Source organism: Amycolatopsis sp. NBC_01488 (assembly GCF_036227105.1).
Taxonomy (GTDB): domain Bacteria; phylum Actinomycetota; class Actinomycetes; order Mycobacteriales; family Pseudonocardiaceae; genus Amycolatopsis.
Genome location: NZ_CP109434.1, coordinates 1,505,351 through 1,530,408, shown reverse-complemented (window position 1 = coordinate 1,530,408; position 25,058 = coordinate 1,505,351). Strand labels below are relative to the sequence as shown.

Here is a 25,058-nt window from a genome sequence, read left to right as displayed (position 1 = left end):
GGGTGATGCGACGTGCGGTAGATCACAGCTTCATCGCGGGCCTGTCGCGAGTGGACCGTGTGGGGGTGACGATCACTGTACGGGCTGCCACCACCCGCGCCTGGAAGCGACGCGCGGGGGTCGCTTTGCCAGAATGGGCCTCGTGACGGCGAAGATTCTCGACGGCAAGGCCACCAAGAACGCCATTTTCGCGGAGCTCGAGCCGCGTGTCGCGGCGCTGGCCGCGAAGGGGGTGACGCCGGGCCTGGGCACCGTCCTGGTCGGCGACGACCCGGGGTCGCACTCGTACGTGCGGATGAAGCACGCCGACAGCGGCAAGATCGGCGTCAACTCGATCCGGCGCGACCTGCCGGCCGACATCACCCAGGAGAAGCTCGAAGCCGTCATCGACGAGCTGAACGCCGACCCGGCGTGCCACGGCTACATCGTCCAGCTGCCGCTGCCGAAGCACCTCGACGCGAACCGCGTGCTCGAGCGCATCGACCCGGAGAAGGACGCCGACGGCCTCGCCCCGGTGAGCCTCGGGCGGCTCGTGCTGGGCCAGCAGGGGGCGCTGCCCTGCACGCCGTACGGGATCATCGAGCTGCTCAAGCGCCACGGCGTCGAGCTGAACGGCGCCCGCGTGACCGTGGTCGGCCGCGGCATCACGGTTGGCCGGACACTGGGCCTGCTGCTGACCCGCCGCAGCGAGAACGCCACCGTGACGCTGTGCCACACCGGCACCCGCGACCTCGCCGCCGAGGTCCGCCGGGCGGACATCGTGGTCGCCGCGGCCGGCGTGCCCGGGATCATCACGCCGGACATGGTCGCCCCGGGCGCCGCGGTGCTCGACGTCGGCGTGTCCCACGTGGACGGCAAGCTCACCGGCGATGTTCACCCGGACGTGGCCGAGGTGGCCGGCTGGATCTCGCCGAACCCCGGCGGCGTCGGGCCGATGACCCGGGCGATGCTGGTGAGCAACGTCGTCGAAGCGGCGGAACGCTCGGTCCAGGGCCGATGACGATGACCGAAGACCGGCGGGACCTGTCGGACCGCCGGAACCGGCCGTCGCGGTTCACGCAGCTCCCGTTCGCGGTGGTGCTGCTGGTGGTGGCCGTGGCCGCGCTGCGGATCTTCCAGTACCACTGGCGGGAGGGCGCGGCGCTGATCGGCGCCGCGCTCCTCCTCGCCGGGGTGCTGCGGGCGGTGCTGCCGGCCGCCAGGGCCGGGCTGCTGGCGATCCGCGGCAAGGTCGTCGACATCGTGACCTACGCCGGGCTGGCGGCGGCGGTCCTCTACGTCGCCCTGACGATCACCGGCGGCCCGTTCGCCTCGTCCTGAGGGTCGTGAGTGAGAAACAGTGTTCTAACGCGGTTTCTCACTCACGACCAGCTGCGGCAGGGTCAGGACGCCATGGCGAGTTCGCGTCGTTCGGCGCGGGCTTCGCGGCGGTCCAGGGTGCCGGAGACGATCGCCAGCGACAGGCCGAAGACGGCCAGGAGTGCGCCGACCCAGTTGGGGGCGACCAGCCCGAGCCCGCCCGCGATCACCAGGCCGCCGAGGTAGGCGCCGATCGAGTTCGCGATGTTGAACGCGGACTGGACGGCGGCCGACACCAGGGACGGAGTGCCGCCCGCCTTCTCCATGATCCGCGCCTGCATCATGGGGCCGATCATGAACCCGGCGACGCCGACGAAGAAGATCGTGATCGCGGCGCCGACCTTGCCCTCGGCGGTGATCGTGAAGATGCCCAGCACGCAGGCCAGCGACAGCAGCGCGGCGTACAGGCCCGGCATCAGCGCGCGGTCGGCCAGCCGGCCGCCGAGCAGGTTGCCGATCGTCATGCCGACCCCGGCCAGCGACAGCAGCAGGGTGACGTTCGACGGCGAGTAGCCGGCGACGTCGGTCAGCATCGGCGTGATGTAGGACAGGCAGGCGAACACGCCGCCGAGTCCGAACGTGACGATCGCCAGCGCCAGGTGCACCTGCGGCCGCTTGAACGCGCCGAGCTCGGTCCGCAGCGACGCCTCGGCGGGACGGCCCTGGTTCGGCACCAGCTTCGCGATGGCCGCGGCGGCGACCAAGCCGATCACGGCGACGACGCCGAAGGTGGCGCGCCAGCCGACCTGCTGGCCCAGCAGCGTGCCCAGCGGCACGCCGATGACGTTCGCCAGGGTCAGGCCGAGGAACATCAGGGACACGGCCTTGGCGCGCTCGCCCGGGCCGACGAGGCTGGACGCGACGACGGCGCCGGCCCCGAAGAACGCGCCGTGGGGCAGGCCGGCGAGGAACCGGAACGCGACGCCGAACCCCTGGTTGGGGGACAGCGCGAACAGGCCGTTGCCCAGCGTGAACAGGCCCATCATGGCCAGCAGCATGGTCTTGCGCGGCAGCCGGACGGCGACCGCGGTGAGCAGCGGGGCGCCGACGACGACGCCCAGGGCGTATGCGGAGATGAGGTAGCCGGCGGTCGGGATGTCGACGCCGAAGTCGGCGGCCGCCTGGGGCAGCACGCCCATCATGACGAACTCGGTGGTCCCGATGCCGAAGGCTCCGATGGCGAGCGCGAGCAGCGCGACGGGCACGGCACTCCTTCCAGGGTGGGTAAACGATTACTTGGTCAATCCCCGCCCCGTTACTGGATCGGTTCAGTCCGGGGGCAGAAATAAAGGCAGCCAATCGGCCCCAGCGCCGTGAGCTGCCTACGCCCAGTCCAACAAGCGAGGGGGGTCGTTGTCATCCCGATATCGGGTGACGATCCACACCGTAACGCCGTGCTCAGCGCCGAGCGGCCAGCACGCCGTCGAGCAGGCCCGGGAACAGGGCGTCGAGGTCGTTGCGGCGCAACGAGTTGAACCGGGTCGTCCCCTCCTGGCGGCCGGCGACGACGCCCGCCTGGCGCAGGATGCTCAGGTGGTGGGTGATTGTGGACTTGGTCACCGACACGGTCAGCGCGCCGCACGAGAGTTCGTGGTCGGCGGCGGCCAGTTGCCGGACGATCGCCAGGCGCACCGGGTCGGCGAGGGCGCGGAGCACCCCTTCGACGGTGATCTCGTCCCGCTCGGGGTAGACGAGCGGCGGCAGCGCGACGGTCTTGGCCATGGGTCCATCGTACGACGTGGATCGAAATTGTCGGAGCCGCGTAGTACGGTGATGGTCGAACTACGACGTTCATCGAACCAATCGCTCGCTCCGCTTGGGGGACCCACCCATGTCCACACCCTCGTCCTCGAGGCTCTCGGTGCTGGCCTTCGGCGCGTTCGGCGTCGGGACCAGCGGCTACATCGTCGCCGGGCTGCTGCCGGCGCTGACCGGCGAGCTGCACGTCTCGGCCACTGCGGCCGCGCAGCTCGTCACGGCCTTCGCCATCGCGTACGCGGTCGGCTCGCCGCTCTTCGCCGCCGTCACGGGCACGTGGGAGCGCCGGACGCTGCTGGTCGCCGCGCTCGCCGTCACCGCGGCCGGCAACCTGTTCGCCGCGCTCGCGCCCGGCTACGGCACGCTCCTGCTGGCCCGGGTGGTGACCGCGGTCGGCGCCGCGGTGTTCACCCCCGCGGCGAGCGCCGTCGCGGCCCAGCTGACCAGCCCGGAACGCCGGGGCCGCGCGATCGCGCTCGTGTTCGGTGGCCTGACCGTCGCGCTCATCTTCGGCGTGCCGCTGGGCAGCCTCATTTCGCAGCACCTCGGCTACCGGACGGCGTTCGCGCTGGTCGCCGCGTTCTCGCTGGCGAGCGCGCTGGCCGTGCGGATGGCGCTGCCGTTGGTCGCCGCGCCGCCGCGGGTCACCCTGGCCGAACGGTTCGCCGCCGGCCGCGACCCGCGCGTGCTCGTCATGCTGGCCGTGACGGTCCTCGGGTGCCTCGCCGCGTTCATGGTCTACACGTTCGTGTCCCCGCTGCTGGCCGCGACCGCGGGCGTCCACGGCACGGCGGTCACGGTGCTGCTCTTCTGCTACGGCGTCGGCGGCGCGGTCGGCAACTTCGCCGGCGGCCGGGCGGCCGACCGCTGGGGTTCGCGCGCGCCGCTGCTCGTCGTGACGGCCACGATCACCGTCGTCATGGCGCTGCTGCCGATCGCGACGGCGACGCCGATCGCGGCCGGCGTCGCGCTGTTCGTGTGGGGCATGGCGACGTGGTCGTTCAGCCCGCCGGTGCAGCACCGGCTGATCGAGCTGGCCCCGGGCCACGCCGGCCTGGTGCTCTCGCTCAACGCGTCGGCGATCTACCTCGGCGTCGGCCTGTCCGGCGTGGTCGGGGGCGCGGTGCTGACGTCCGGCGGGCCGCTGGTGCTGCCCGAGGTCGCGGCGGCGCTGACCCTGGCGGCGCTGGTGCTCGTCGGCACCGCGTGGGGCCGGGTCCGCGCCCCGCGGGAAGAGGTCGCCGTCGGTTAGGCCTCGTGGGCCTGGACTTCGCAGTCCGGGCCGGGATAGACGAGTCCCTCGTGCCCGTCGGCGAACCGCACCAGGTAGGGCGGGGCGCCGTCGGGCCCCCGGACTTCGAGGATCTCGCCGCGCTGCTCGGCCGACCCGACGGTACGGCCGTGTACCTGGATTTCGTCTCCTACTCCTGCGTGCATGGCCTTCACCTCCGTGTCCAGAGTAGGAGCGCGCACCGTCCCGCGGTCCCGGCGAACGGGTTAGAATCCGGGCATGATCAGCGAAATCGGAGGCGCCGCGCCTCGGCGCCGGTGAGCCCCGCGGTCCGGGTCCGCACGCCCCATGAGCTGCGGAAGTCCCGGCGGAGCAAGGCGCATCCCTGTTGGGGCCACCTGGTGGCCGCCCCGCTCTGGCCGTTGCACGGCGCGAACCTGGGCACGCTCCTGCGGACCTGCGACGCGGTCGGCGCGTGCCTCGCGGTGCCGCGGTTCCCCTGGGTGCCCGAGGCGCTGCGGCGTGGGAACACGTTGCGACGCCCGGCATGCGTCCACTGGGTGCACGACCCGCCGGGCTGGCTGGCCCGCGAACGGACGGCCGGCACGCGCGTGGTCGGCGTCGAGCTGGCCGAGGGCGCGGTGCGGCTGGCGGACCTGCCCGCCGCCCGTGGCCGCACGATCGCCGTGCTCGGCCACGAGCAGACCGGGATCCCGCCGGACGCGCTCGACTTTCTCGACACCGTCGTCGAAATCCCGATGGTGGGCACCGGCGCGAGCCTCAACGTCGCGGTGGCGGGGAGCCTGGTCCTGTACAAACTCGCTGGCCTGCTGTGAGAAGGTCGAACGGTGGTCGAGGTGGTGGAGACGGTCCCGGGCCGGGGCGGCGAGCTGGTCCTGCGGCGCGACGGCGAAGCGTACGAAGTGATCGAGAACGGCGTGTTCCTGATGGACACCCGCAACGGCGAGTCCGAGCGCCTCCTGGTGACCGGCGCGCTGACGCCGGGAGCCGCTGTCCTGATCGGCGGCCTCGGCGTCGGGTTTTCGCTCCGCGCGGCGCTCGACGCGGGCGCGTCGTCGGTCGTCGTGGTGGAACGCGAGCCGGCGGTGATCGTCTGGAACCGCTCAGGTCCACTTCGGACAGTGCACGGCGACGCGCTCGCCGATCCGCGCGTGCGGGTGGTACCGGCGGACCTCGTGTCGTGGCTCGAGACGACGTCCGACCGCTTCGACGCACTCTGCCTCGACATCGACAACGGTCCCGAGTGGACGGTCACGGAAGGCAATGCCCAGCTGTATTCGGACGCCGGCCTGACGCGGCTGGCCTCGCTGCTGAACTCGGGAGGGGTGCTCGCGGTGTGGAGTGCGGGCGCGGCCCCGGCGTTCGCTTCGCGGCTGCGTGCGCACTTCGCTTCGGTGCGCGAGGTGGCGGTCGAGGTTCCCAGAGGTGAGCCGGACGTGCTGTGGTTCGCGCGGAACCAGCGCCGGGACCCGGTGAACCTTTCTGGTCACCCGACTAGCTCGACGCGGCTGCGGCCTTGGCGGCCTTCTTGAACGCCCGGACCTGGGCGAGCGTCTCGGCGCTCGTGACGTCGGCGATCGACCGGCGCGAGCCGCGGTCCCCGTACGCGCCGGCCGCTTCGCGCCAGCCCTTCGGCTGGACGCCGCGCTGCTTGCCCAGCAGCGCCAGGAAGATCTTGGCCTTCTGCTCGCCGAACCCCGGCAGCGCCCGCAGCCGCTTCAGGACTTCCGGGCCGTCGGGCTTGGGGCGGCCGTCGAGCCAGATGCCCTCGGTCCGGCCGTCGTAGTTCTCGATGATGTGCTGCGCGAGCGCGTGGACGCGGCGGGCCATCGAACCGCCGTAGCGGTGGATGGCCGGCGGGACCACGCACATCTCGACGAACTTCTCGACGTCGGTCGCGGCGATCTTCGCCAGGGAGAAGCCGTCCATCCGGTCGGCGATCTTCCGCGGGCCGGCGAACGCGTGCTCCATCGGGTACTGCTGGTCGAGCAGCATGCCGACGAGCAGGGCGAACGGGTCGTCGTTGAGCAGCTTGTCGGCGGCCGGATCGCCGGTCAGGTGCAGTTCGCGCAGCATGCGGTCATCTTGACACACCTTCCCGCCCCGGCAGGTGGGCGACGACCAGCGCCACCGTCGCGATCAGGAAGTTCTGCAGGGCGGGCTGCAGGCCGTTCCACTTGCCCGACTGCCACATCTGGAACCACTCGCCCCCGATGGCGATGAACCCGGCGCCGAACAGCAGCACCCACATCACCCAGCCGAGCGTGGAGAGCCGGCGGCCCGTGTCGGTGCGGCCGCGCAGCCACGCCACCAACGCCGCGACCAGCACCAGCGCGGTCAGCACCTCCCACGCGATGATCACGACGTAGGCCGTGTCCTGCAGGCCGGGGCTGGTGATCGCGCGCCACATCATGTTCGGCGAGCGGAACGTCGTGTCCATCGCGAGCACGTGCTGGACGAACGCCTGGTTCGTGCCGAAGTCGGTGATGTTGCCGAGCGCGATGAGCGTCATCTGGAGCGCGGTCATGGCAGTGAGGACGGTGACCGCGAACCGCAGGCCGCCGATCCTGGCGAGAAACCCCATGCACGGATCGTAACGGCGCTGTCACCGGGTTTTCGGGTACCGCGACGGCGTCGTCCCCAGGTACCGCTTGAAGTGCCGCGTCAGGTGGGCCTGGTCGGTGAACCCGGCGGCCGCGGCGACCTCCGCGGCCGGGGAGCCGTCGAGCAGCAGCCGGCGCGCGCGGTCGACGCGGCGGCCCGTCAGGTAGCGGTGTGGCGGCAGGCCGAACCGCGCCCCGAAACAGCGGACGAGGTAGGCAGGATGCGCGCCGAGCGTCTCGCCTGCTTCGGCGAGCGTCAGCGCTTCGGGCAGCTTCGCGTCGAGCAGGTCCCGCAGGTCGTCCGCCAGGCCGCGCTTCGGTTCGTGGGCCGCCGTCCGGCCGAGGTGGGTCTGCAGCCGTTCGGCGACGAGCGCGAGCCGGCTTTCGGCCTCGAGCGCGTCGCCCGGCTCGGCCAGGGACGCGTGCAGCTGGTGGATCCGGGTGCGCAGCAGCCCGTCGGCGACGCTCGGCCGGTCGACGGCCGCGCCGACGAGGTCCTCGCCCAGCACCGACGTCTCCAGGTAGAGCACGCGCTTGCGGAAGCCGTGGCTGGTCGCGGCGCGCCCGTCGTGCGCGACGTTCGGCGGCAGGAGCGTCACGGCCGGGCCAAGCGCGCCGTGGTGGTGGCGGTCGAGGTCGTAGCGGATGACGCCGTCGTCGACGATCAGCAGCGTCCACGTGTCGTGCGTGTGGAGCGGGTAGGCGTGGGTGGTGAAGCGCGCGTGGAAGACCTCGGCGATCCCCGGGACCGCCGGCCGCCAAGCTTCGACGTGCGCCATGTCAAGAACGTACAAGACGCGCGGGTGGCCGGCGGGCGAGTCTGGCCGCATGAGTTCCTTCGACACGAAGATCGCCGTCCTGCTCCGCGACGACCTGGCGTCCTGGCAGCGGCTCAACGTCACCGCGTTCCTGGTGAGCGGAATCGCCCACGTGACCCCGGAGCTGATGGGCGCGCCGTACTTCGACGCCGACGACACGGAGTACCTGCCGATGTTCGGCCAGCCGGTCATGGTCTTTTCGGGCACGGCGGACGTCCTGACGGCGGCCCACACCCGAGCGCTGACCCGCGGCCTGCGCATTTCGATCTTCACCGACGAGCTGTTCCACACGGGCAACGACATCGACAACCGGGCGGCGGTCCGCGCGGTGCCGGGGGAGAAGCTGGCACTGGCCGGGCTGGCGGTGCACGGCCCGAAGAACGCGGTGGACAAGATCCTCAAAGGTGCTTCCCTGCACCGTTAGACGTGCGGTGGCGACGCGACCGGTGCGGACGTGACGTTCGTCCAGCACTGCGGCAGCCCGGCGGTGACCCGCCGGTACTCGGCATACGCCTTGAGCCGCAGGACCACCCGGCTTCCGTCCGCGGCTACGGACGTCAGGTGGCCGTCCGCGAACCGGTCCAGGTTCACGGGGCCGTCGCGTGCACCACGAAGACGCTTCGGACGCGCTCGCCGTCGTCGACGGTGAACGTCTGTGCCGAAACGTCCACGAAGTCCTTCGCCAGCGCGGCGGCGCCGGCCTCGTCGAGCGGAAACGTCAGGTCCGCCGGCACGAAGTCCGCGAACGGCCCCGACGGCTTGAACCGCGCCCCCGACACCACCGAAAACGCCAGCCGTCCACCCGGCCGGAGCACTCGGAGCCAGTCGGCGAACGCCACCGCGCCCAGGAAGTGCAGCGAGGACGCGCACAGCACCACGTCGGCCGTCCCGTCCGGCGACGGCATCGGCACCGCCGGCCCGACCTGCCAGGTGATCACGCCGGTCGGGTCCAGCGAAGCAGCTTTCGCCGAAGCCCGGGCGAGCATCGCGGGTGACAAGTCGACGGCCAGCACGCGCGCCGGCTTCAGCCGCAGCGCCGCGTACGCCGCGAAGCCCGTTCCGGTGGCGACGTCCAGCACCAGCCCCGGCTCGGGCGGCAGCGGAGCGACCAGCGCGTCCGCCACCTGGGCGTGAAAGGTGTCTTCGTCGTAGTGCTCGGCCGTGCCGTCGAAGAAGGCCGCTCTCGATTCCTGGTTCACGGACCCAACCTAGCCGGGGCGACCAGCGGTTTTCAGCGGACGACGGCCCGCGAACCCCAGGTCGGTGCGGTGGTACCAGCCCAGCTCGGGATCACCCTCGAGCCAGCACAGCAGCACGTCGGTGCCGTCGAGCTCGGCCGGGAAGTCGATCAGCAGTGGCGCGAACCCCTTCAGCTCGGCGCCGGAGCGCTGGACCGTCGTCATCAGGTCGTCGAGCCGGGCCTGCGCGGCCTTCCATTCGGGCAGGCCGCCCAGCTCGGTGGCCCGCCCACCCGGGCGCAGCGACGCCGCCAGCTCGGCGGCGTCGGCCCGGACGCGCACCAGTTCGTCGAGGACCGGCCGCAGCCGCGCCAGTTCGCCGCGGGCCTCCGCGATGGTGAACAACCCCATCGGCCGATGATCCCACCGGCGCGGTTCAGGCCTCCCGGCGCCGCCGCACCAGCGCGTTGGCCAGTCCGCTGCCGACCAGCAGGAAGCCCACGCCGAGCAGGCCGCCGATGAAGAGGAAGTCCATGACGCCGTACGCGATGTCGCTCTTCGGCATCAGGTTCACCAGCTTGAAGCCCCATTGGGGCACGGCCATCGCGGCGACGCCGGGCAGCACGCCGTAGATCAGGCCGCCGAGGATCGGGCCGACCGCCGACAGCGCGCCGAGCGACGCGACGACGAGCAGCAGGATCGCCCCGCCGGCCAGCAGCGCGATGCCCAGCGGGTCGCGGTTGGTGCTCAGCGTCGCCTGGATCAGCTGCTGCTGGCGCAGCCCGCCCCAGCTCAGCAGGCCGAGCGCGACCGGCGTGAGCAGGAGCCCGCCCAGCGCGCTGACCAGGTGGGCGACGCCACGGCGCGGCCGCTCGTCGAGCACGTCAGTGGTGTCTTCGTAGTCTTCGTACTCGTCTTCGTACTCGGCGTACCGATGGGTCGACATGGCCGTCACCTCCCGCGTGATGAGTTCACGGATGGCATCGTGCCTTGGTTCACCCGTCGGCGCGACGCTCGCTCGGCGAGCGGTCGGATCAGGTGACCGGCAGGTCGTGCCCCGTGATCCCGGGCACAATCGGCGGGGGGAGACTTGATACCGACCACTACTTGAACCATCCAGCTCCGTCAAGCAGTACGCTTGTACCGCTACCGGCGAGACTTATCGAAGAACGCGAAGATCCGCGGAAGGAGCACCGCTGCTCATGGCCAAGATCAAGGTCCAGGGCACCGTCGTCGAACTCGACGGCGATGAGATGACCCGCATCATCTGGCAGTTCATCAAGGACAAGCTGATCCACCCGTACCTGGACGTGAACCTGGACTACTACGACCTGGGCATCGAGGAGCGGGACCGCACCGACGACCAGGTCACGGTCGACTCGGCGAACGCGATCAAGAAGCACGGCGTCGGCGTCAAGTGCGCCACGATCACCCCGGACGAGGCGCGCGTCGAGGAGTTCGGCCTCAAGAAGATGTGGCTGTCCCCGAACGGGACGATCCGCAACATCCTCGGCGGCGTGATCTTCCGCGAGCCGATCGTCATCCAGAACATCCCGCGCCTGGTGCCGACCTGGACGAAGCCGATCATCATCGGCCGTCACGCCCACGGCGACCAGTACAAGGCGACCAACTTCAAGGTCCCCGGCCCGGGCACGCTGACCATCAGCTACACCCCGGACGACGGCTCCGAGCCGATGGAGTTCGAGGTCGCGAAGTTCCCCGAGGGCGGCGGCGTCGCGATGGGGATGTACAACTTCAAGAAGTCCATCGAGGACTTCGCGCGCGCCTCGCTGCAGTACGGCCTCGACCGCGGCCTGCCGGTCTACCTCTCCACCAAGAACACCATCCTCAAGGCCTACGACGGCCAGTTCAAGGACGTGTTCGAGGAGATCTTCCAGAACGAGTTCAAGGCCGACTTCGAAGCCAAGGGCATCTCCTACGAGCACCGCCTGATCGACGACATGGTCGCCGCGGCGATGAAGTGGGAGGGCGGCTACGTCTGGGCGTGCAAGAACTACGACGGTGACGTCCAGTCCGACACCGTCGCGCAGGGCTTCGGCTCGCTCGGCCTGATGACGTCGGTGCTGCGCACGCCGGACGGCAAGACCGTCGAGGCCGAGGCCGCGCACGGCACGGTCACCCGGCACTACCGCCAGCACCAGCAGGGCAAGCCGACCTCGACGAACCCGATCGCGTCGATCTACGCCTGGACCCGCGGCCTCGAGCACCGCGGCAAGCTGGACGGCAACCAGGAGCTGATCGGCTTCGCGAACAAGCTCGAAGAGGTCGTCGTCGAGACCGTCGAGAGCGGTCAGATGACGAAGGACCTGGCGCTGCTGATCAGCAAGGACCAGCCGTTCCAGACGACCGAGGAGTTCCTCGCCACGCTGGACGACAACCTGGCGAAGAAGATCGCCCAGGGCTGAGCCGGTTTTCTGAAGAGCCCTCGTCCCGGTTTGCCGGGACGAGGGCTTCTCTTCGTGCACAGCGCGTCACCGGCGGGGGAGGCGGACTGGCGCCTCCGGGTGGTTGCTGCGTCCGGCGCTGTCGGTGTGGGTAAAGGATTGCCTACCCTTGGCAGAGGACGGGGCTCGCGGTTGGAGGAAGGCATGTCGAAGAAGACTCTGATCATCTTGGGCGCCATCGTCCTGGTCATCGTCGTCTACGTGGTCAACACGGGCAAGCAGGCGTCGGGAGCGTCGGCCACCGGCTGCAAGGTGACGGTGACGGCGGACGTCCTCAACGCCCGCGAGACCGCGGACGGCAACGCCAAGATCGTCGGCAAGTACCTGCGCGACGCCCAGTTCGACGCGCTGCCCGGCGTGCAGAACGGCTTCCGGAAGGTGGCCGACGACAAGTGGGTGGCCGCCGCGTTCACCGCACCGGTCGCCGGTTCCGCCTGCTGAGCTTCAGAGGCCCGCCAGGTCGGCCTGCGCAGGTCGGCGTGGTTCCTGACGTGCTTGTAAAGCGAGGTGCGGCGACTCCGGCGCGTTCGGCGACTTGCCGAGGGTCAGCGCGTCCGGGCCGGACTCGTCGACGATCTCGAGGGCGGGTGGGTCGGGTTCAGCTTGGGTCGGCCTTCACAGTGGGCCGGGTTTCACAACGTGACTGTCAGGTTCTCTTCCGCGACCAGCACCTCGCCGCCGAACTCGGTGCGGGCCTCGGCGGCGGCTGTCGCGCGGTCGGTGCCGGGCCAGAAGTGGGTCAGCAAGAGGCGGCGCGCTCCCGCCTCGGCTGCCCAGTGGCCCGCCTCCGTCGCCGTCAGCAAGTACCGGGGTCCGTCGGGCGGAGTGCGGTGGGTGGCGTCGCAGATGACCAGGTCCGCGTCTCGCCCGAGGTCCGCCAGCACGGGCGACGGTCCCGTGTCCCCGGTGTACGCCACGGTGAGCCCGGGCGCCGTGAGGCGCACGCCGAAGTTCGGCACGTGGTGCGGCAGCGGGAAAGCCGTGAGGCGAAAGGGGCCCACGTCGGCCGGCGCGTCGAGGTCGTGCACCTCGAACAGCTCCGTCGGGTGCGGCCGCGGCTCCATCGCCTCGAGCCGGCGAAGCGTGCCGGGTGTGCAGTACAGCGGCAACCGCGCCGAGGACCCGTGCGGCTCCTGAACCGTGTAGTGCCAGGCCCGTCCGAGCGCGCTCACGTCGGCGCAGTGGTCGGGGTGCTCGTGCGTCACCACGACCGCATCGGGCAGCCCGTCGCCGCAGTGCGTGAACAGCCGCGAGGCCGCGCCGTACCCGAGGTCGAGCACGACGCGGAACCCGTTGTGCACCAGCAGGAATCCGGCACACGCCCGCCCGGGCTCCGGCCACGCCCCGCAACTCCCCAGCACCGTCAGCCGACTGTCGCCCATGCCCGGCAGTCTGGCAGAGCCGCCGGCCGGTAGCGTGCTGTTCGTGCTGACCGTCTCCACCGTGAACGTCAACGGCCTCCGCGCCGCCGCCAAGAAGGGCTTCGTCGAGTGGCTCGCCGCCACGAAGGCGGACGTCGTGTGCTGCCAGGAGGTGCGCGCCACGGCGGAGCAGCTTCCCGCGGACGTCGTCGAGCCCGAAGGGTGGTTCTCGGTCCACGCTCCCTCCGCCGTCAAGGGGCGCAACGGCGTCGCCGTCTACAGCCGCTTCGAGCCCGAAGAGGTCCGGATCGGCTTCGGGGAACCCGAATTCGAAGACAGCGGGCGCTACCTCGAAGTGCACCTGCCGAACGTCGTGGTCGCGAGCCTCTACCTCCCCAGCGGGGACGTCGGCACCGAGCGCCAGGACGAAAAGGAACGCTTCATGGCCGCGTTTCTGCCCTACCTCGTCGAACTCCGCGCCAAGGCCGCCGCGGCCGGGCGCGAGGTCGTCGTCGTGGGGGACTGGAACATCGCCTACGACACCGTCGACCTCAAGAACTGGCGCGGCAACCGCAAGAACTCCGGCTTCCTGCCCGAAGAGCGCGAGTGGCTCGGCCGCGTCTACACCGAGGCCGGCTTCACCGACGTCCAGCGCCGCCTCGACCCCGAAGGCCCCGGCCCGTACACGTGGTGGTCCTACCGCGGCCAGGCCTTCGACAACGACTCCGGCTGGCGCATCGACTGCCAGCTCGCGACGCCCGGCCTCGCCGAGAAGGTCGTCGACGTCGTCGTCGAGCGCGCCACCGCCTACGACCAGCGCTGGTCGGATCACGCGCCGGTCACCGCCACCTACGACATCTAGGCCGCGCGGGCCGCGCGCCAGGTCGCGCTGTCCACGAAGTGGTTGTCGAATCGGTCCTGCGACGCCAGGATCTCCGCCGGCGACGCCTCGCCCCGCCGGATCCGGTCGATCATCCGGAAGTACTCGAAGCGCTCGACGCCGGGCGTGAACACGATCAGCACGTCCGCGCCCGAGCGCGACGTCGCGCCGAACGCGTGGTTCGTGTGCGGCGGCACGAACAGCAGGTCGCCGGTCCGGATCGTCACGACGTCTTCGCCGTTCAGGACCTCCAGCTCCCCGTCCAGCATGAAGAACATCTCGGCCGACGAGGTGTGGAAGTGCGGTGTCGCGCCATCGCGCCCGCGGCCCAGGGACGCGCGGTTGGTGCTCAGGTGCCCGCCGGTCTGGGAGACGTCCGCGAGCAGGGTCATCGTGTCGGGGGTCGAGCCGAGCTGCTCGGCTTCGTCGTGGCGTACCAGCAATGTCGTCATGCCCAGGATGGTTCCACGCCTGATAGTTTGCTGTCAAACTATCAGGCGACGAATAGTGCTGACGTCGAATAGAGTGGTCGGCGTGAGTGACGAAGACGCCGTCGACGCCGTCGTGTCGGCCTGGCACCGCGAACGCCCCGACCTCGACCTGACCGCCATCGGCGTGGCCGGCCGGATGGGCAGGCTGGCGCTCGTGCTCGGCCCGGCGCAGGAGCGCGTGTTCGGCAAGTTCGGCCTGCAGCGCGGCGAGTTCGACGTCCTGGCGGCGCTGCGCCGGTCCGGGCCGCCCTACACGCTGATCCCGTCCGAGCTGTCCGCGACGCTGATGATGTCCCGCGCCGGCATGACGAGCCGCCTCGACCGGCTGGAGAAGGCCGGGTTCGTCGAGCGCGCGCTGGACCCGAACGACCGCCGCAGCTTCCGCATCCGCTTGACGGACCAGGGTTTCGACGCCGTCGACGCCGCGATGACCGAGCACACCGCGAACGTCTCCGAACTCCTGTCCGGACTGTCCGGAAAGGACTTAAGCCTGCTCGACGACGTCCTGCGCAAGCTCCTGGACCACCTCGATCCCCAGTCCTGACACCGAAAAGGGCCTCCCCGGCGGTGTGCCGGGAAGACCCTTTCGCCGCGCCCGGCTCAGCAGGAGAGGTTGTCCCCCGTCGGGACCCCGAGGATCCCGGTGATCTGCGTGTACTTGTCGATCCGGCTCTGCACCTGCGCCGGGTTGCCGCCGTTGCACTCGATGGACCCGTTGATGCTGCGGATCGTTTCGCCGAAGCCGCTGCCGTTGACCATCGCGTTGTGCGGGGTCATCGTGCCTGGGCCGGTCTGGGTGTTCCAGTACCAGAGGCCGGTCTTCCAGGCGACGGCGGCGTTTTGTTCGACTTGGTAGGGGTTGTCGAGCAGGTCGATGCCGAGGGCGTCGCCGGCGGCTTTGTAGTTGAAGTTCCAGCTGAGCTGGATCGGGCCGCGGCCGTAGTAGGCGGCTTGGCCTGCGGGGCAGCCGTAGGGCTGGCTGGTGTCGCAGTAGTGCGGGTAGTTGGCGGTGTTCTGTTCGACGATGTAGACGAGGCCGCCGGTTTCGTGGTCGACGTTCGCCAGGAACGCGGCCGCTTCCTGCTTCTGCACGGTGGCGTCGCCGGTGGTGGCGAAGCCGGGGTAGGCCGACAGCGCGTCGGTGAGGCCGCTGTAGGTGTAGAAGCTGTTGCGGTTGGGGAAGATCTGGTTGAACTGGGCCTCGCTGACGACGAAGGAGGCGTCCGGCGCGGCGGACGCGGTGGTGGCCGGCAGTACGACGGCGGCGCTCGCCGCGGCGAGCGCGCTCACCGCCACTCCGGCGCGCTTCAGGAACCGGGTAATCGACATTCGGAACTCCTCTTGATCACGCCGGTCGTGCGCGGTCCGACCGAGCCGAATGGGCTACTCCAAGAGGTATAGACCAATCACTATCGAGTGAAAAGTTTTCCGAGTAAGACGCCGCGATCGGAGCAGTCCTCACTGCGGCGAATGGCACAGCGTGAAGCGTTTTTACGACGAACGGGTGAAGGCTGGCCGGACAGGGATCGGCCAGGCTCTACTCGGAGTATGAGCGTTCCGTCCTCCGCAACACCCGCTTGGGCGATCGGAGTGAACCCTGGGGGCGCCCGGACCGTAGTCCTGGTTGGGCGCTACTCTCGGCCCCCGAGTCGATCACTACCGACAGGTCTTGACACGCTCGGTAGTTTTTTGACCAGTAGCACGCAGCGTCTCACTCGAATGGGTGAGCACTTAGGTGAGTCACAGCGCTCGTCACTCGCGGGAGGCACTCCGGTGCGCAACCCAGGTCAACTCCTGATGCGGTCCACGCTGCGCGGATTCCGCGCGGGCGCGGTGCTCGCGCTCGTCCCGGCGGCGGTGGTGCTGGCCGGCGGCGGGACCGCGTTCGCCGACGTCACGACCGCGCAGGCCGACGCCAACGCGGAGAGCTTCGGCGTGCTCGGCCCGGTCGGGCTGGTCGCGGTTGCGCTCGGCATCGTCGGCATGACGCTGGGGGTGCTGCGTCAGCGCCGCAAGACCCGGGTCGCCGAGGCCGCCCCGGCCGTCCCCGAACCACCCGGCCCTGTCACGGCCATGGCCGAAGCCGTCCTCGGCGAGCCCGACGCCACGCCGACCCGCCCGTTCCTCACCCAGCGCCCGCACGCCTGACCTCTCGGCGCCTGCCGCTTCGCCGCGCCAGGCTGGGGGTCCGCGCTGGGCCTGGGTCAGCGCCGCGCCGACTCCTTGAGCCACGCGCGCCGACTCCTTGAGCCACGCGTGTCGACCCTTGAGCCACGCGTGTCGACCTTCCAATCACGCGTGTCGACCCTCCAAGCACTGGTGTCGACTTCCTGATCATGCGAGTCGGCGCATGCGCGCGTCGCGGCTTGGGAGAATTCCCAGCTTGCGCCCCCTCCGCGCCCGCCGCGCCGCCCGGCCTGGAAGAATCCTCCCGTGTCCGAAGAGCAGACCGTCGCCGCTGAACGCCGTCCGCGGGTCCTGTCGGGGATCCAGCCCACCGCCGACTCGTTCCACCTCGGCAACTACCTCGGCGCGCTGCGCCAGTGGGTGCGGCTGCAGGACACGCACGAGTGCTTCTACAGCGTGGTCGACCTGCACGCGATCACCGTCGAGCAGGAGCCGAAGGTGCTGCGGCAGCGCACCCGCGTCTCGGCCGCCCAGCTGCTGGCCATCGGCATCGACCCGCAGCGCACCGCGCTCTTCGTGCAGAGCCACGTCCCGGAGCACGCCCAGCTGAGCTGGGTCCTCGAATGCCAGACCGGCTTCGGCGAGGCCGGCCGGATGACGCAGTTCAAGGACAAGTCCGCGAAGCAGGGCTCCGACCGCTCCAGCGTCGGCCTCTTCACCTACCCGGTCCTGCAGGCCGCGGACATCCTGCTCTACCGCGCGGACGCCGTCCCGGTTGGCGAGGACCAGCGCCAGCACCTGGAGCTCACGCGCGACCTCGCGCAGCGCTTCAACAACCGGCTGGGCAAGACGTTCGTCGTGCCGGAGCCGTACATCATCAAGGACACGGCGAAGATCTACGACCTCCAGGACCCGACGGCCAAGATGAGCAAGTCGGCCTCCAGCGCCAACGGCCTCATCGAGCTGCTCGAAGACCCGAAGCGCTCGGCGAAGAAGATCCGCTCGGCCGTCACGGACACCGGCCGCGAGGTCAAGTTCGACACCGAGCACAAAGCGGGCGTCTCCAACCTGCTGACCATCTACTCGGCCCTGACCGACCGGACGATCGCCGACCTCGAAGCGGCCTACGACGGCAAGGGCTACGGCGACCTGAAGAAGGACCTCGGCGAGGTCTTCGTCGAGTGGGTGACCCCGATCCAGGAGCGCGCGAAGTCCTATTTGGACGATGTCGCGGAGCTGGACAAGGTCCTCGCCGCCGGTGCGGAGCGGGCTCGCGACGTGGCCTCGAAGACGCTGGCCAAGACGTACCAGCGGATCGGTTTCCTGCCGCCGGTGCGGTGAAGCTGATCCTGCTGAACGGCCCGCCGGGCAGCGGCAAGTCGACCGTGGCCCGCCGCTACGCCGGCGACCACCCGCCGGCGCTGGCCCTGGACGTGGACCGGGTCCGAGCGATGATCGGCGGCTGGCGATCATCGCCGGGCGAGGCGGGGCTGCTGGCGCGAGAGATCACGCTCGCGGCGGCGCGTACGCACCTGTCGGCGGGGCACGACGTCGTGGTGCCGCAGCTGCTGGCCCGGCCGGGGTTCGCCGAGCGGCTCGAAGCGCTGGCCGGCGAGACCGGGGCGAGCTTCCACGAGATCGTGCTGCTGCCGGGACTCGAAGAGACTCGCCGACGGTTCGCGGGACGGCGTTCGTCGGAGATCGAGACGGTCGAGCCGCTCACCGAGGAAGCCCTCGCGGCGGCTTACGAGCGCGTGGTCGAGTACGCGTCGACGCGGCCACGGGCGTCGATTCTCGGCGGGGAGACCACTTACCAGGCCTTCCTCGCCTCCCTCACGTGAGCCGCTCGCGTTGCGGGAGTCACCGGGCGTGGTTAGCGTTTCACAGTGGCGAACGAAGAAACGAAGGAAAAGCTCCTGCCGCGGCTGCGGCGGAAGTACCCGTGGCTCGATCACCTGATCCGGGCGAACGAGGCCTTCGGCGAGCGGTACGGCAACCACTACGCCGCCGCCATCACCTACTTCAGCGTGCTGTCCGTCTTCCCGCTGTTCATGGTCGCCTTCGCCGTGGTCGGGCTGGTCGTCAACCACGACAAGACGATCATCGACAAGATCACCAACGGGATCAACAACTCCGTGCCGGCAGGCCTGCAGAAGCTCGTCGAGAGCATCGTCAACGGGGCGCTCGACTCCGGCAGCGGGATCGGGATCTTCGGCCTGCTCATCGCCCTCTACTCCGGCATCGGCTGGATGTCGAACCTCCGCGACGCGCTCACCGCGCAGTGGGGCCAGGAGAAGCAGCCGCAGCCGGTCGTCAAGCAGACGCTCAAGGACCTCGTCGCGCTCATCGGCCTCGGCGTCGCGCTCATCGTGTCGTTCGCGCTCACCGCGGTCGGGGGCGGCGTGGGGCACTTCCTGCTCAAGCTGGTCGGGCTCGACCAGGCCGCCTGGGCGAACTTCCTGCTCCGCGTGGCGACGATCGTGCTAGGCCTGCTCGCCAACACCCTCGTCTTCCTGTGGGTGATCGCGCGGCTGCCGCGGGAGCAGGTCGCGCTGCGCAGTGCCGTCAAGGGCGCCGTGGTCGCCGCCATCGGGTTCGTCATCCTGCAGCAGGTCGGCTCGATCTACCTGGCCAGCGTCACGAAGTCGCCGTCGGCGGCGCTGTTCGGGCCGGTCATCGGCCTGCTCGTGTTCGCGAACCTCGTCTCGCGCTTCCTGCTGCTCATCACGGCCTGGACCGCGACGGCCAAGGAGAACCAGCGCACGGTCGTCGCACCTCCGCCGCCGGTGCGGCTCGAGCAGAGCGTCACCGTGCAGCGCGGGCCCGGCCTCGGCGCCGTCGCGGGGGCGTTCAGCGCCGGAGCGCTGCTCGCGTGGCTCGGGGGCCGGCGCAAGTCTTGACAGCGGGCTGCACGGTAAAGAAACTGAACCGGTAAGAAATCTGAACCGGAGGTTTCATGCTGGACGCCGCCCGCGAGTGCGCCGCTCTCGCTCGGTCGCTCGCGCCCGTGACCGAACGGCAGCGGGCGCTGCCTGCCGAACTGGTCGCCAAGCTGACCGACGCCCAGCTCCTGCGCAGCGGCGTCCCCGGCTACCTGGGCGGCCCCGAAGCGCCACCCGCCCTCAGCCTCGAGACAGCGGAGACGGTCGCGCGCGGCGACGCCTCGGCCGGCTGGTGCGTCTCGATCGCCGTGACGAGCAGCCTGCTCTCGGCCTACGCCCCGCCGAAGTGCGCCGAGGAGGTCTTCGGCGACCCGCGCACGGTCGCCGCGGGCGTCTGGGCGCCGCGCGGCATCGGCGAGAAGGTCGACGGCGGTTACGTCGTCTCCGGCCGCTGGGCGTTCTGCAGCGGCATCCCGCACTGCGACTGGCTCTTCGCCGGCTTCGTGCACGAGAGCGCCTTGTACGTCGCCGCGTTGCCGAAGGCCGAGATCGAGGTGCTCGACACCTGGCACACGAACGGCCTGCGCGGCACCGGCAGTCACGACTGCGTGGCCGACGCGCTCTTCGTGCCCGGGCACCGCGTCTTCTCGGTCATGGGCGGGCCGCCCGCGGGCGCTGTCGCGCTCCACCGCTTCCCGCTCTTCGGCTTCTTCGCGCTGTCGGTCGCGGCGGCCGCACTCGGCAACGCGCGCGGGGCGATCGACGACCTCGTCGAGCTCGCCTCGACGCGCAAGCCCCTCGGCTCCAGCCGGTCGCTGGCCGAGCGGTCACAGACCCAGGCCGCCGTCGCGGAGGCCGAAGCCGCCCTGCGCGCGGCGCGGCTGTTGTTCTACACCAGTATCGACGACGCCTGGCAGGCCGCGCGGGGCACCGAACCGGTGCCGGACGCGCTCAAGCTGGGCCTGCGGCTGGCCGCCACGCACGTCACGCGCACCGCCGCGAAGGTCGCGGAAACCATGTACGACCTGGGCGGCGGCGCGGCGATCTACGAGACTTCGCCGTTGCAGCGCCGCTTCCGCGACGCCCACACGGCGACCGCCCACTTCCAGGTCAACCCGGCCAGCTACGAGCTGTCCGGCAAGCTGCTGCTCGGCGTCCCGGCCCGCACGGAGCAGCTGTGAACGACCTCGGCCACCGGTTCACGGCGGACTCGGTCGGACGGGCCCTCGACCTGGTCGGCGAGCGGTGGAGCCTGCTCATCCTGCGCGAGACGTTCTTCGGTGTGCGCCGCTACGGCGAGTTCGCGCGCAACCTCTCGATCCCGCGCCCGACGTTGTCCGCCCGGCTCAAGACCCTCGTCGACGCGGGCGTGCTCGACCGCGTCGAAGTGGCCCCCGACCGGCCCGAGTACCAGCTGACGCGGGCCGGGCGGGACCTCTTCGGCGCCGTCGTCACGCTCATGCAGTGGGGCGACAAGCACCTGGCCGGTCCGGAGGGACCGCCGATCCTGTTGCGGCACAAGGACTGTGGCGAGGTCGCCGAAACGTATGTCGCTTGTGGACACTGCGGCGGCGCGATCACCACGGACCGGGTAACCCCCGAGGCCGGCCCCGGCTTCCGCTAGCCGGCGGCCTTCCTGCGCTGGTGCCCGACCACGAACCCGCCGACGATGATCAGGAACACCACCAGCGTGATGATCCAGCCGGTGGTGCCGAACGGGTCCTCCTTGGCGGCGGCCGCGGCCGAGGACGTCCCGCTGTTGCCGGTCCCGCCGTCGGCGAGCACGGACGAGTCGCCGCTCGCCGGCGTCGTCACCGGGGCCTGGTAGCTGATCTGGCCGACCGGCACGGCGCGGTCGGCCTCCAGCGCGAAGCCGTAGTCGAGCAGCTTCGCGGCCTGGTCGACCACCTTCGTCGGCTTCTGCTCGGCGCGCATCATGACGACCGCGAGCCGCTTGCCCTTCTGCTGCGCCGCGCCGACGTAGGTGTGGCGGGCGTCGTCGGTGAAGCCGGTCTTGCCGCCGAGGAAGCCGGGGTAGACGCCGAGCAGCTTGTTGTCGTTGAAGATCGGGATGGCCGGCTTGCCGCCGGTCGCCGGGATCTCGAAGTTCTTCGTCGAGACGACCTTCGCGAACTCCGGCTGCTTCATCGCGTAGTGGAAGATCAGGCTCAGGTCGTAGGCCGAGGTCGACATGCCCGGCCCGTCGAGCCCCGACGGCGTCGCGGTGCGCGTGTCTTGCGCGCCGATGCGGGCCGCCAGCGCGTTCATCTTGGCGACCGCGGAGTCGACCCCGCCGAGCGCCGTGGCGAACGCGTGCGCGACGTCGTTGCCCGAGTGCATCAGCAGGCCGTGCAGCAGCTGGTCGACCGTGTACTGGCCGCCGGCGACCAGGCCGACGCACGTGCACTCCTGCTCGGCGTCTTCCTTCGTCGCGACGAGCACCTGCTGCGGGTTCAGCTGGGTGACGACGACGAGCGCGAACAGCGTCTTGATCAGCGACGCGGGCCGTTCGCGGGCGTGCGGGTCCTTCGCCGCGACGACCGCGCCGGTGTCGAGGTCCTGCACCACCCACGACGCCGCGGTGTTGCCGTCCGGCGGATTGAGCGCGCCCTCCGGGGTGACCAGGCCGCACTCGGCCATCCGCGGGCCGCCGACCGGGACGGCGGGCACGGCCAGCGGGGGCGGGACCGGCTTGCCGGGCGCGGGCTTCTCGGACGTGTCGACCGGGGCCGGCGGGGCCTGGCGGTTCGCGCACTGGCCCTGCTGCGGCGCCGGGGCCGCGAAGGCCGGGGTGCTCAGGGCCAGGAGGGCGGCGGCGAGCGTCGTCGTGAGGACCTTGAGCGACCGGGAGACAGCGGAGTGCACCCACGCAATCTAGCGCCGAGGCGCGGGTCGCATACTCAGGGGCATGCGCATTTCGCGAGGCACCTCATTGTTCCTGCTGGCCTTCGGCGTGTGGTCCTGGATCATCTGGATCACGTTCGCCAAGAACCTGTGGGCCAGCGACCAGTCCTGGACCCCTGACCATTCGCCCACGGCGTACTTCGTGGTGCACGCGGTGCTGACGGTCGTGTCGTTCGTGCTCGGCACGATCATCGGCGTGCTGGGCTGGCGCGGGGTGCGTGCTTCGTCGCGGGCCTCCTCCTGACTTTGGTCGGTGGCGCGGTCTCCGGGGCCGGTTTAGGTTGACACCGACTCTGGAGGTGGAATGTCCCGTTTACGCCGAATGGCAGCCCCGCTCGTGCTGGTCGTCGCGGGCGGCCTGTTCGCCGCGGCACCGGCCGCCGAGGCCGCACCGGCCGCGTGTGACACGACGAGCACGCCGTACACGTACGTGGTGACCTACCAGCCGGGCACGCGCGCTTCGGCCGTCGACAAGGAGCTGGCGGCCAAGTGCGGCACGAAGGTGGCGTACTACGGCGAGATCGGCGTCGCGATCGCCAGCTCGCGCAACGCGGACTTCCAGCAGAAGATCGGCGTCTACCGGGCGTATTCGGGCGGCAAGGACGTGGCCTCTTCTTCGGGTGCCGCGGCTCGCTCCCTGGGCGCGGTGCGGACCTTGGAGGACACGCGGACCACGGCCGCCGCGGGTGACCTGTCGGCGCAGCAGTGGGACATGAAGGCGATCCACGCGCCCGAGGCGAACAAGAAGTACCAAGGCAGCTCTTCGGTGACCGTCGGTGTGCTCGACTCGGGCATCGACGCGACGCACCCGGCCCTGCGCGCGGCCGTCTCGCCTGCCGCTTCGGCGGGGTGCGTGACGGGTGCTCCGGACCGCACGCCGGCCTCGTGGGCCCCGACGACGTCCGACCACGGAACGCACGTGGCGGGCACGATCGCGGGCAAGGACCCGGCGGCCGGCTTCACGGGCATCGCGCCGGGCGTGCGCCTGGCCTCGGTGAAGGTCGTGAACGACGACGGCTACATCTTCCCGGAGTCGGCGGTCTGCGGCTTCGTCTGGGCCGCTGAGCACGGCTTCCCGGTGACGAACAACAGCTACTACATCGACCCGGGCATGTTCTTCTGCTCGCACGAGCCGGGCGACGCGGCGGCTTTCGAGGCAGTGCGTCGCGCGATCGAGTTCTCGACGCGCCACGGAGTCCTGAACATCTCGGCGGCGGGCAACTCGGGCTTCGACACACGCACGCAGACGACGGACCCGAACCGGCCCCACCCGGTGGACGCGTCGTGCGGCATCCTCCCGAAGGCGATCGACGGGGTCGTGACGGTGTCATCGGTGGGCTACGCGGGCACGAAGTCGTCGTTCAGCAACTACGGGTCGATCGACGTCACGGCGCCAGGCGGGGACTTCGCGCAGACCCCGCCTGACGGCTCCGGCCCGGCCTGCCCGCTGTCGTCGACGGTGTTCGGTGGGCTGTACGGCTCGAAGTGCGGAACGTCGATGGCGTCCCCGCACGCGGCTGGGGTGGCGGCTTTGCTGGCTTCGCGGTTCCGGGGGACACCGCCTTGGCTGCTGGCGCGGCTGCTGACCGGTGAGGCCGACGCGGTGGCGTGCCCGGTCGGCGACACGGAGTGCACGGGGCCGAAGCGCGACAACACGTATTACGGCCACGGCCTGGTCGACGCACTGGACGCGGTCCGGTAAGCACATCGGAAAAGCCTCCCCGCCCAGCCGAGCGGGGAGGCTTTTCACTGGGTTGGCGTACCTTCGGTAAGGATCACTTGACCGGGTGTACATCGAAGAAGACTTCACCCCGGAGTCGGTGTAACCTGACCGGACCAACGGCCCGAGCAATGAGTCATTGTCCCCGCAGTGGTTCAGGAATGGATTTCCATGTCAGGCGGCTCCGAGACGGGCGGCAACTGATCCCTTCGATCAGGCCAGCCCTTCGCCCGGACCGCCACAGGGGGTCCGGGCGTTTTTTTCTCAGCTCTGCGAGTAGTCGGCGATGAATCCCATCCTGGTGTCCATCTCGGGTGTTTCCGCCGAGAACTCGACCACGATGTCCTGCCCGATCCGGTGGCGTTGCAGGTTCTGCGCGTTCTGGTTGCGCACCTTGAAGGCGGCGGGCACCCGGATGTTCCGGAAGACCACCCGGTGCTCGAACTTGCCGATCTCCTTGTTGAACAGCACGTCGAAGCCTTCCGGGGCGGTGCCGTTCATCAGGTCGGCCGAATAGCCGGGCCAGTCCCATTCGACGGTGATCAGGTCACCGGCCTGGACCACCGTGCCCAGGTGGATGTAGATCTCCAGCTTCGGCTTCCCGCCTTGGCTGAACGTCCAGACCGACGTGGCGTTGGCCCGGGTCCGCTCGTCGGCGTTGTCTTCACCGGCGTGGTAGGCGCGGCACCGGACCTTGCGCCGGTCGCGGTTGGTCAGGCGAGTGGTGCCGTAGTAGACCAGGTTGACCGACACGTACCTGAGCGTCCCGTTGGACGCGGCGTCGAGCACCAGGTCCCGGCGGCAGTGTGCGTCGCCGTTTTCTTCGATGACGACTTCCTGCCGCCATTCGCGCACCGACAGCGGAGAGCTGGACCGCATGTGGTCGGCGTAGGTGTGGAGGAGTTGTTCGATGTGGTCGACTTTGCCGCGAAGGCGTTGGGTGCCCGCGAAGGAAAGGGCGCTCACCAGCACGAACATGCCGGCGGCCAGTGTCGCGAACGTGACGCGCAGCCAGGTCAGGCCGAGGACCTGGCCGAGCAGGCCGACGGTGCCGAGTGAGGCGAGTGCCCCGGTGAGAGACCGGAAATAGCCATAGCGGAAGACGTGTTCTTCGAGTTCTGCGACGAGGGGTGTCAGTCTGCGGGAAACAATCCTGCGGATATCCGAACCTGCACCCATGCGCTCGCATCCTGTAATCGGCGTCGACCCTTCAGGTTAGCCGAGCCCCAGATCGTTGCCCAGGACAAAAGAACGGCAAAG

At 70.3% G+C, this 25,058-nt stretch carries 33 protein-coding genes; 18 read left to right on the top strand and 15 right to left on the bottom strand.

Translation table 11 applies throughout. The features are described from left to right. The first annotated feature begins 142 nt into the window (after positions 1 to 142). Positions 143 to 1,000, top strand: coding sequence for a bifunctional methylenetetrahydrofolate dehydrogenase/methenyltetrahydrofolate cyclohydrolase (locus OG738_RS07190; RefSeq protein WP_329052277.1), 858 nt, complete (start codon positions 143 to 145; stop codon positions 998 to 1,000). Further along, on the top strand, positions 997 to 1,320 hold the full coding sequence (locus OG738_RS07185) for a DUF3017 domain-containing protein (protein ID WP_329052275.1): 324 nt from the start codon (positions 997 to 999) through the stop codon (positions 1,318 to 1,320). Before OG738_RS07190 ends, OG738_RS07185 begins: the two co-directional genes overlap by 4 nt. Before the next feature lie 62 nt (positions 1,321 to 1,382). Here the strand turns inward: OG738_RS07185 and OG738_RS07180 are convergent, their stop codons facing one another. After that, complete coding sequence (locus OG738_RS07180; RefSeq protein ID WP_329052273.1) at positions 1,383 to 2,564, bottom strand: MFS transporter; 1,182 nt, start codon at positions 2,562 to 2,564, stop codon at positions 1,383 to 1,385. Positions 2,565 to 2,757: 193 nt separating this feature from the next. After that, positions 2,758 to 3,081: an ArsR/SmtB family transcription factor gene (locus tag OG738_RS07175; RefSeq protein WP_329052272.1), complete on the bottom strand. Its 324-nt coding sequence runs from the start codon at positions 3,079 to 3,081 to the stop codon at positions 2,758 to 2,760. A 109-nt stretch (positions 3,082 to 3,190) separates the two neighbouring features. Between OG738_RS07175 and OG738_RS07170 the strand changes: the two genes are divergently transcribed. Next, entirely contained in the window at positions 3,191 to 4,369 is a 1,179-nt protein-coding gene (locus OG738_RS07170; protein WP_329052271.1) for an MFS transporter, read from the top strand. On the opposite strand, the gene OG738_RS07165 is transcribed toward OG738_RS07170, so the two are convergent. Beyond that, complete coding sequence (locus OG738_RS07165; protein ID WP_329052270.1) at positions 4,366 to 4,554, bottom strand: DUF1918 domain-containing protein; 189 nt, start codon at positions 4,552 to 4,554, stop codon at positions 4,366 to 4,368. The genes OG738_RS07170 and OG738_RS07165 overlap by 4 nt on opposite strands. 195 nt (positions 4,555 to 4,749) lie before the next feature. Here OG738_RS07165 and OG738_RS07160 point away from each other — a divergent pair, with 195 nt between their 5' ends. Next, entirely contained in the window at positions 4,750 to 5,184 is a 435-nt protein-coding gene (locus OG738_RS07160; RefSeq protein WP_329052268.1) for a TrmH family RNA methyltransferase, read from the top strand. Positions 5,185 to 5,196: 12 nt separating this feature from the next. Beyond that, positions 5,197 to 5,901, top strand: a complete 705-nt coding sequence (locus tag OG738_RS07155) for a spermidine synthase (protein WP_329052266.1) — start codon at positions 5,197 to 5,199, stop codon at positions 5,899 to 5,901. Here the strand turns inward: OG738_RS07155 and OG738_RS07150 are convergent. Genes OG738_RS07150 through OG738_RS07140 form a run of 3 tightly spaced genes read right to left on the bottom strand, consistent with a single transcriptional unit; the run spans position 5,864 to position 7,751 of the window. Beyond that, a complete protein-coding gene (locus OG738_RS07150; RefSeq protein WP_329052265.1) occupies positions 5,864 to 6,445 on the bottom strand; it encodes an HhH-GPD-type base excision DNA repair protein in 582 nt (193 codons plus the stop codon). The two genes, OG738_RS07155 and OG738_RS07150, sit on opposite strands and share 38 nt — an antisense overlap. A gap of 4 nt (positions 6,446 to 6,449) precedes the next feature. Next, complete coding sequence (locus OG738_RS07145) at positions 6,450 to 6,953, bottom strand: DUF2165 domain-containing protein (protein ID WP_329052264.1); 504 nt, start codon at positions 6,951 to 6,953, stop codon at positions 6,450 to 6,452. A 21-nt stretch (positions 6,954 to 6,974) separates the two neighbouring features. Next, the gene (locus OG738_RS07140; protein WP_329052263.1) at positions 6,975 to 7,751 is read right to left on the bottom strand and encodes a helix-turn-helix domain-containing protein; all 777 of its coding nucleotides are present in this window, start codon (positions 7,749 to 7,751) and stop codon (positions 6,975 to 6,977) included. Positions 7,752 to 7,800: 49 nt separating this feature from the next. Here OG738_RS07140 and OG738_RS07135 point away from each other — a divergent pair, with 49 nt between their 5' ends. After that, positions 7,801 to 8,214, top strand: a complete 414-nt coding sequence (locus OG738_RS07135; protein WP_329052262.1) for a DUF2000 domain-containing protein — start codon at positions 7,801 to 7,803, stop codon at positions 8,212 to 8,214. Here the strand turns inward: OG738_RS07135 and OG738_RS07130 are convergent. Genes OG738_RS07130 through OG738_RS07115 form a run of 4 tightly spaced genes read right to left on the bottom strand, consistent with a single transcriptional unit; the run spans position 8,211 to position 9,914 of the window. Then, positions 8,211 to 8,381, bottom strand: coding sequence for a hypothetical protein (locus OG738_RS07130; protein ID WP_329052260.1), 171 nt, complete (start codon positions 8,379 to 8,381; stop codon positions 8,211 to 8,213). The genes OG738_RS07135 and OG738_RS07130 overlap by 4 nt on opposite strands. Then, the gene (locus tag OG738_RS07125) at positions 8,378 to 8,989 is read right to left on the bottom strand and encodes a class I SAM-dependent methyltransferase (protein WP_329052258.1); all 612 of its coding nucleotides are present in this window, start codon (positions 8,987 to 8,989) and stop codon (positions 8,378 to 8,380) included. Before OG738_RS07125 ends, OG738_RS07130 begins: the two co-directional genes overlap by 4 nt. Before the next feature lie 9 nt (positions 8,990 to 8,998). Next, complete coding sequence (locus OG738_RS07120; protein WP_329052256.1) at positions 8,999 to 9,379, bottom strand: DUF2203 domain-containing protein; 381 nt, start codon at positions 9,377 to 9,379, stop codon at positions 8,999 to 9,001. 25 nt (positions 9,380 to 9,404) lie between these two features. Continuing rightward, on the bottom strand, positions 9,405 to 9,914 hold the full coding sequence (locus OG738_RS07115) for a hypothetical protein (protein WP_329052255.1): 510 nt from the start codon (positions 9,912 to 9,914) through the stop codon (positions 9,405 to 9,407). Between the two features lie 256 nt (positions 9,915 to 10,170). Between OG738_RS07115 and OG738_RS07110 the strand changes: the two genes are divergently transcribed. Both OG738_RS07110 and OG738_RS07105 read left to right on the top strand, forming a co-directional pair. Then, positions 10,171 to 11,394 (top strand): NADP-dependent isocitrate dehydrogenase, encoded by a 1,224-nt coding sequence (locus tag OG738_RS07110; protein ID WP_329052254.1) that lies wholly within the window; start codon positions 10,171 to 10,173, stop codon positions 11,392 to 11,394. A gap of 183 nt (positions 11,395 to 11,577) precedes the next feature. Beyond that, positions 11,578 to 11,874, top strand: a complete 297-nt coding sequence (locus OG738_RS07105) for an SH3 domain-containing protein (RefSeq protein ID WP_329052253.1) — start codon at positions 11,578 to 11,580, stop codon at positions 11,872 to 11,874. Positions 11,875 to 12,065: 191 nt separating this feature from the next. Here the strand turns inward: OG738_RS07105 and OG738_RS07100 are convergent, their stop codons facing one another. Beyond that, entirely contained in the window at positions 12,066 to 12,815 is a 750-nt protein-coding gene (locus OG738_RS07100) for an MBL fold metallo-hydrolase (protein WP_329052251.1), read from the bottom strand. Here OG738_RS07100 and OG738_RS07095 point away from each other — a divergent pair. Beyond that, entirely contained in the window at positions 12,814 to 13,656 is an 843-nt protein-coding gene (locus OG738_RS07095; protein WP_442875868.1) for an exodeoxyribonuclease III, read from the top strand. The two genes, OG738_RS07100 and OG738_RS07095, sit on opposite strands and share 2 nt — an antisense overlap. On the opposite strand, the gene OG738_RS07090 is transcribed toward OG738_RS07095, so the two are convergent. Continuing rightward, a complete protein-coding gene (locus OG738_RS07090; RefSeq protein WP_329052250.1) occupies positions 13,653 to 14,126 on the bottom strand; it encodes a cupin domain-containing protein in 474 nt (157 codons plus the stop codon). The genes OG738_RS07095 and OG738_RS07090 overlap by 4 nt on opposite strands. 82 nt (positions 14,127 to 14,208) lie before the next feature. On the opposite strand from OG738_RS07090, the gene OG738_RS07085 reads away from it, so the two are divergent. Beyond that, the gene (locus tag OG738_RS07085; protein WP_329052249.1) at positions 14,209 to 14,709 is read left to right on the top strand and encodes a MarR family winged helix-turn-helix transcriptional regulator; all 501 of its coding nucleotides are present in this window, start codon (positions 14,209 to 14,211) and stop codon (positions 14,707 to 14,709) included. 56 nt (positions 14,710 to 14,765) lie between these two features. Here the strand turns inward: OG738_RS07085 and OG738_RS07080 are convergent, their stop codons facing one another. Continuing rightward, positions 14,766 to 15,494, bottom strand: a complete 729-nt coding sequence (locus tag OG738_RS07080) for a chitinase (RefSeq protein WP_329052247.1) — start codon at positions 15,492 to 15,494, stop codon at positions 14,766 to 14,768. A 468-nt stretch (positions 15,495 to 15,962) separates the two neighbouring features. On the opposite strand from OG738_RS07080, the gene OG738_RS07075 reads away from it, so the two are divergent. The 6 genes from OG738_RS07075 (at position 15,963) to OG738_RS07050 (ending at position 20,798) form a co-directional block, all read left to right on the top strand. Beyond that, positions 15,963 to 16,313, top strand: a complete 351-nt coding sequence (locus OG738_RS07075) for a hypothetical protein (RefSeq protein ID WP_329052246.1) — start codon at positions 15,963 to 15,965, stop codon at positions 16,311 to 16,313. A gap of 285 nt (positions 16,314 to 16,598) precedes the next feature. Continuing rightward, positions 16,599 to 17,633: a tryptophan--tRNA ligase gene (gene trpS, locus OG738_RS07070; protein ID WP_329052244.1), complete on the top strand. Its 1,035-nt coding sequence runs from the start codon at positions 16,599 to 16,601 to the stop codon at positions 17,631 to 17,633. Continuing rightward, positions 17,630 to 18,133, top strand: a complete 504-nt coding sequence (locus OG738_RS07065; protein ID WP_329052243.1) for an ATP-binding protein — start codon at positions 17,630 to 17,632, stop codon at positions 18,131 to 18,133. Before trpS ends, OG738_RS07065 begins: the two co-directional genes overlap by 4 nt. A gap of 45 nt (positions 18,134 to 18,178) precedes the next feature. Further along, complete coding sequence (gene yhjD / locus OG738_RS07060; protein WP_329052241.1) at positions 18,179 to 19,192, top strand: inner membrane protein YhjD; 1,014 nt, start codon at positions 18,179 to 18,181, stop codon at positions 19,190 to 19,192. A gap of 56 nt (positions 19,193 to 19,248) precedes the next feature. Next, positions 19,249 to 20,355, top strand: coding sequence for an acyl-CoA dehydrogenase family protein (locus OG738_RS07055; RefSeq protein ID WP_329052239.1), 1,107 nt, complete (start codon positions 19,249 to 19,251; stop codon positions 20,353 to 20,355). After that, entirely contained in the window at positions 20,352 to 20,798 is a 447-nt protein-coding gene (locus OG738_RS07050) for a winged helix-turn-helix transcriptional regulator (protein WP_329052237.1), read from the top strand. Before OG738_RS07055 ends, OG738_RS07050 begins: the two co-directional genes overlap by 4 nt. Here OG738_RS07050 and OG738_RS07045 read toward each other — a convergent pair. Next, entirely contained in the window at positions 20,795 to 22,039 is a 1,245-nt protein-coding gene (locus tag OG738_RS07045) for a D-alanyl-D-alanine carboxypeptidase family protein (RefSeq protein ID WP_329052236.1), read from the bottom strand. The two genes, OG738_RS07050 and OG738_RS07045, sit on opposite strands and share 4 nt — an antisense overlap. A 43-nt stretch (positions 22,040 to 22,082) precedes the next feature. Here OG738_RS07045 and OG738_RS07040 point away from each other — a divergent pair, with 43 nt between their 5' ends. Both OG738_RS07040 and OG738_RS07035 read left to right on the top strand, forming a co-directional pair. After that, a complete protein-coding gene (locus tag OG738_RS07040; RefSeq protein ID WP_329052233.1) occupies positions 22,083 to 22,322 on the top strand; it encodes an SCO4848 family membrane protein in 240 nt (79 codons plus the stop codon). Between the two features lie 60 nt (positions 22,323 to 22,382). Further along, positions 22,383 to 23,780 carry a S8 family peptidase gene (locus OG738_RS07035; protein WP_442875867.1) on the top strand — a complete coding sequence of 466 codons (1,398 nt, stop codon included), beginning with the start codon at positions 22,383 to 22,385 and terminating at the stop codon, positions 23,778 to 23,780. Positions 23,781 to 24,062: 282 nt separating this feature from the next. Here OG738_RS07035 and OG738_RS07030 read toward each other — a convergent pair whose 3' ends face one another. Then, positions 24,063 to 24,977: a hypothetical protein gene (locus OG738_RS07030; protein ID WP_329052229.1), complete on the bottom strand. Its 915-nt coding sequence runs from the start codon at positions 24,975 to 24,977 to the stop codon at positions 24,063 to 24,065. Between the last annotated feature and the right edge of the window lie 81 nt (positions 24,978 to 25,058).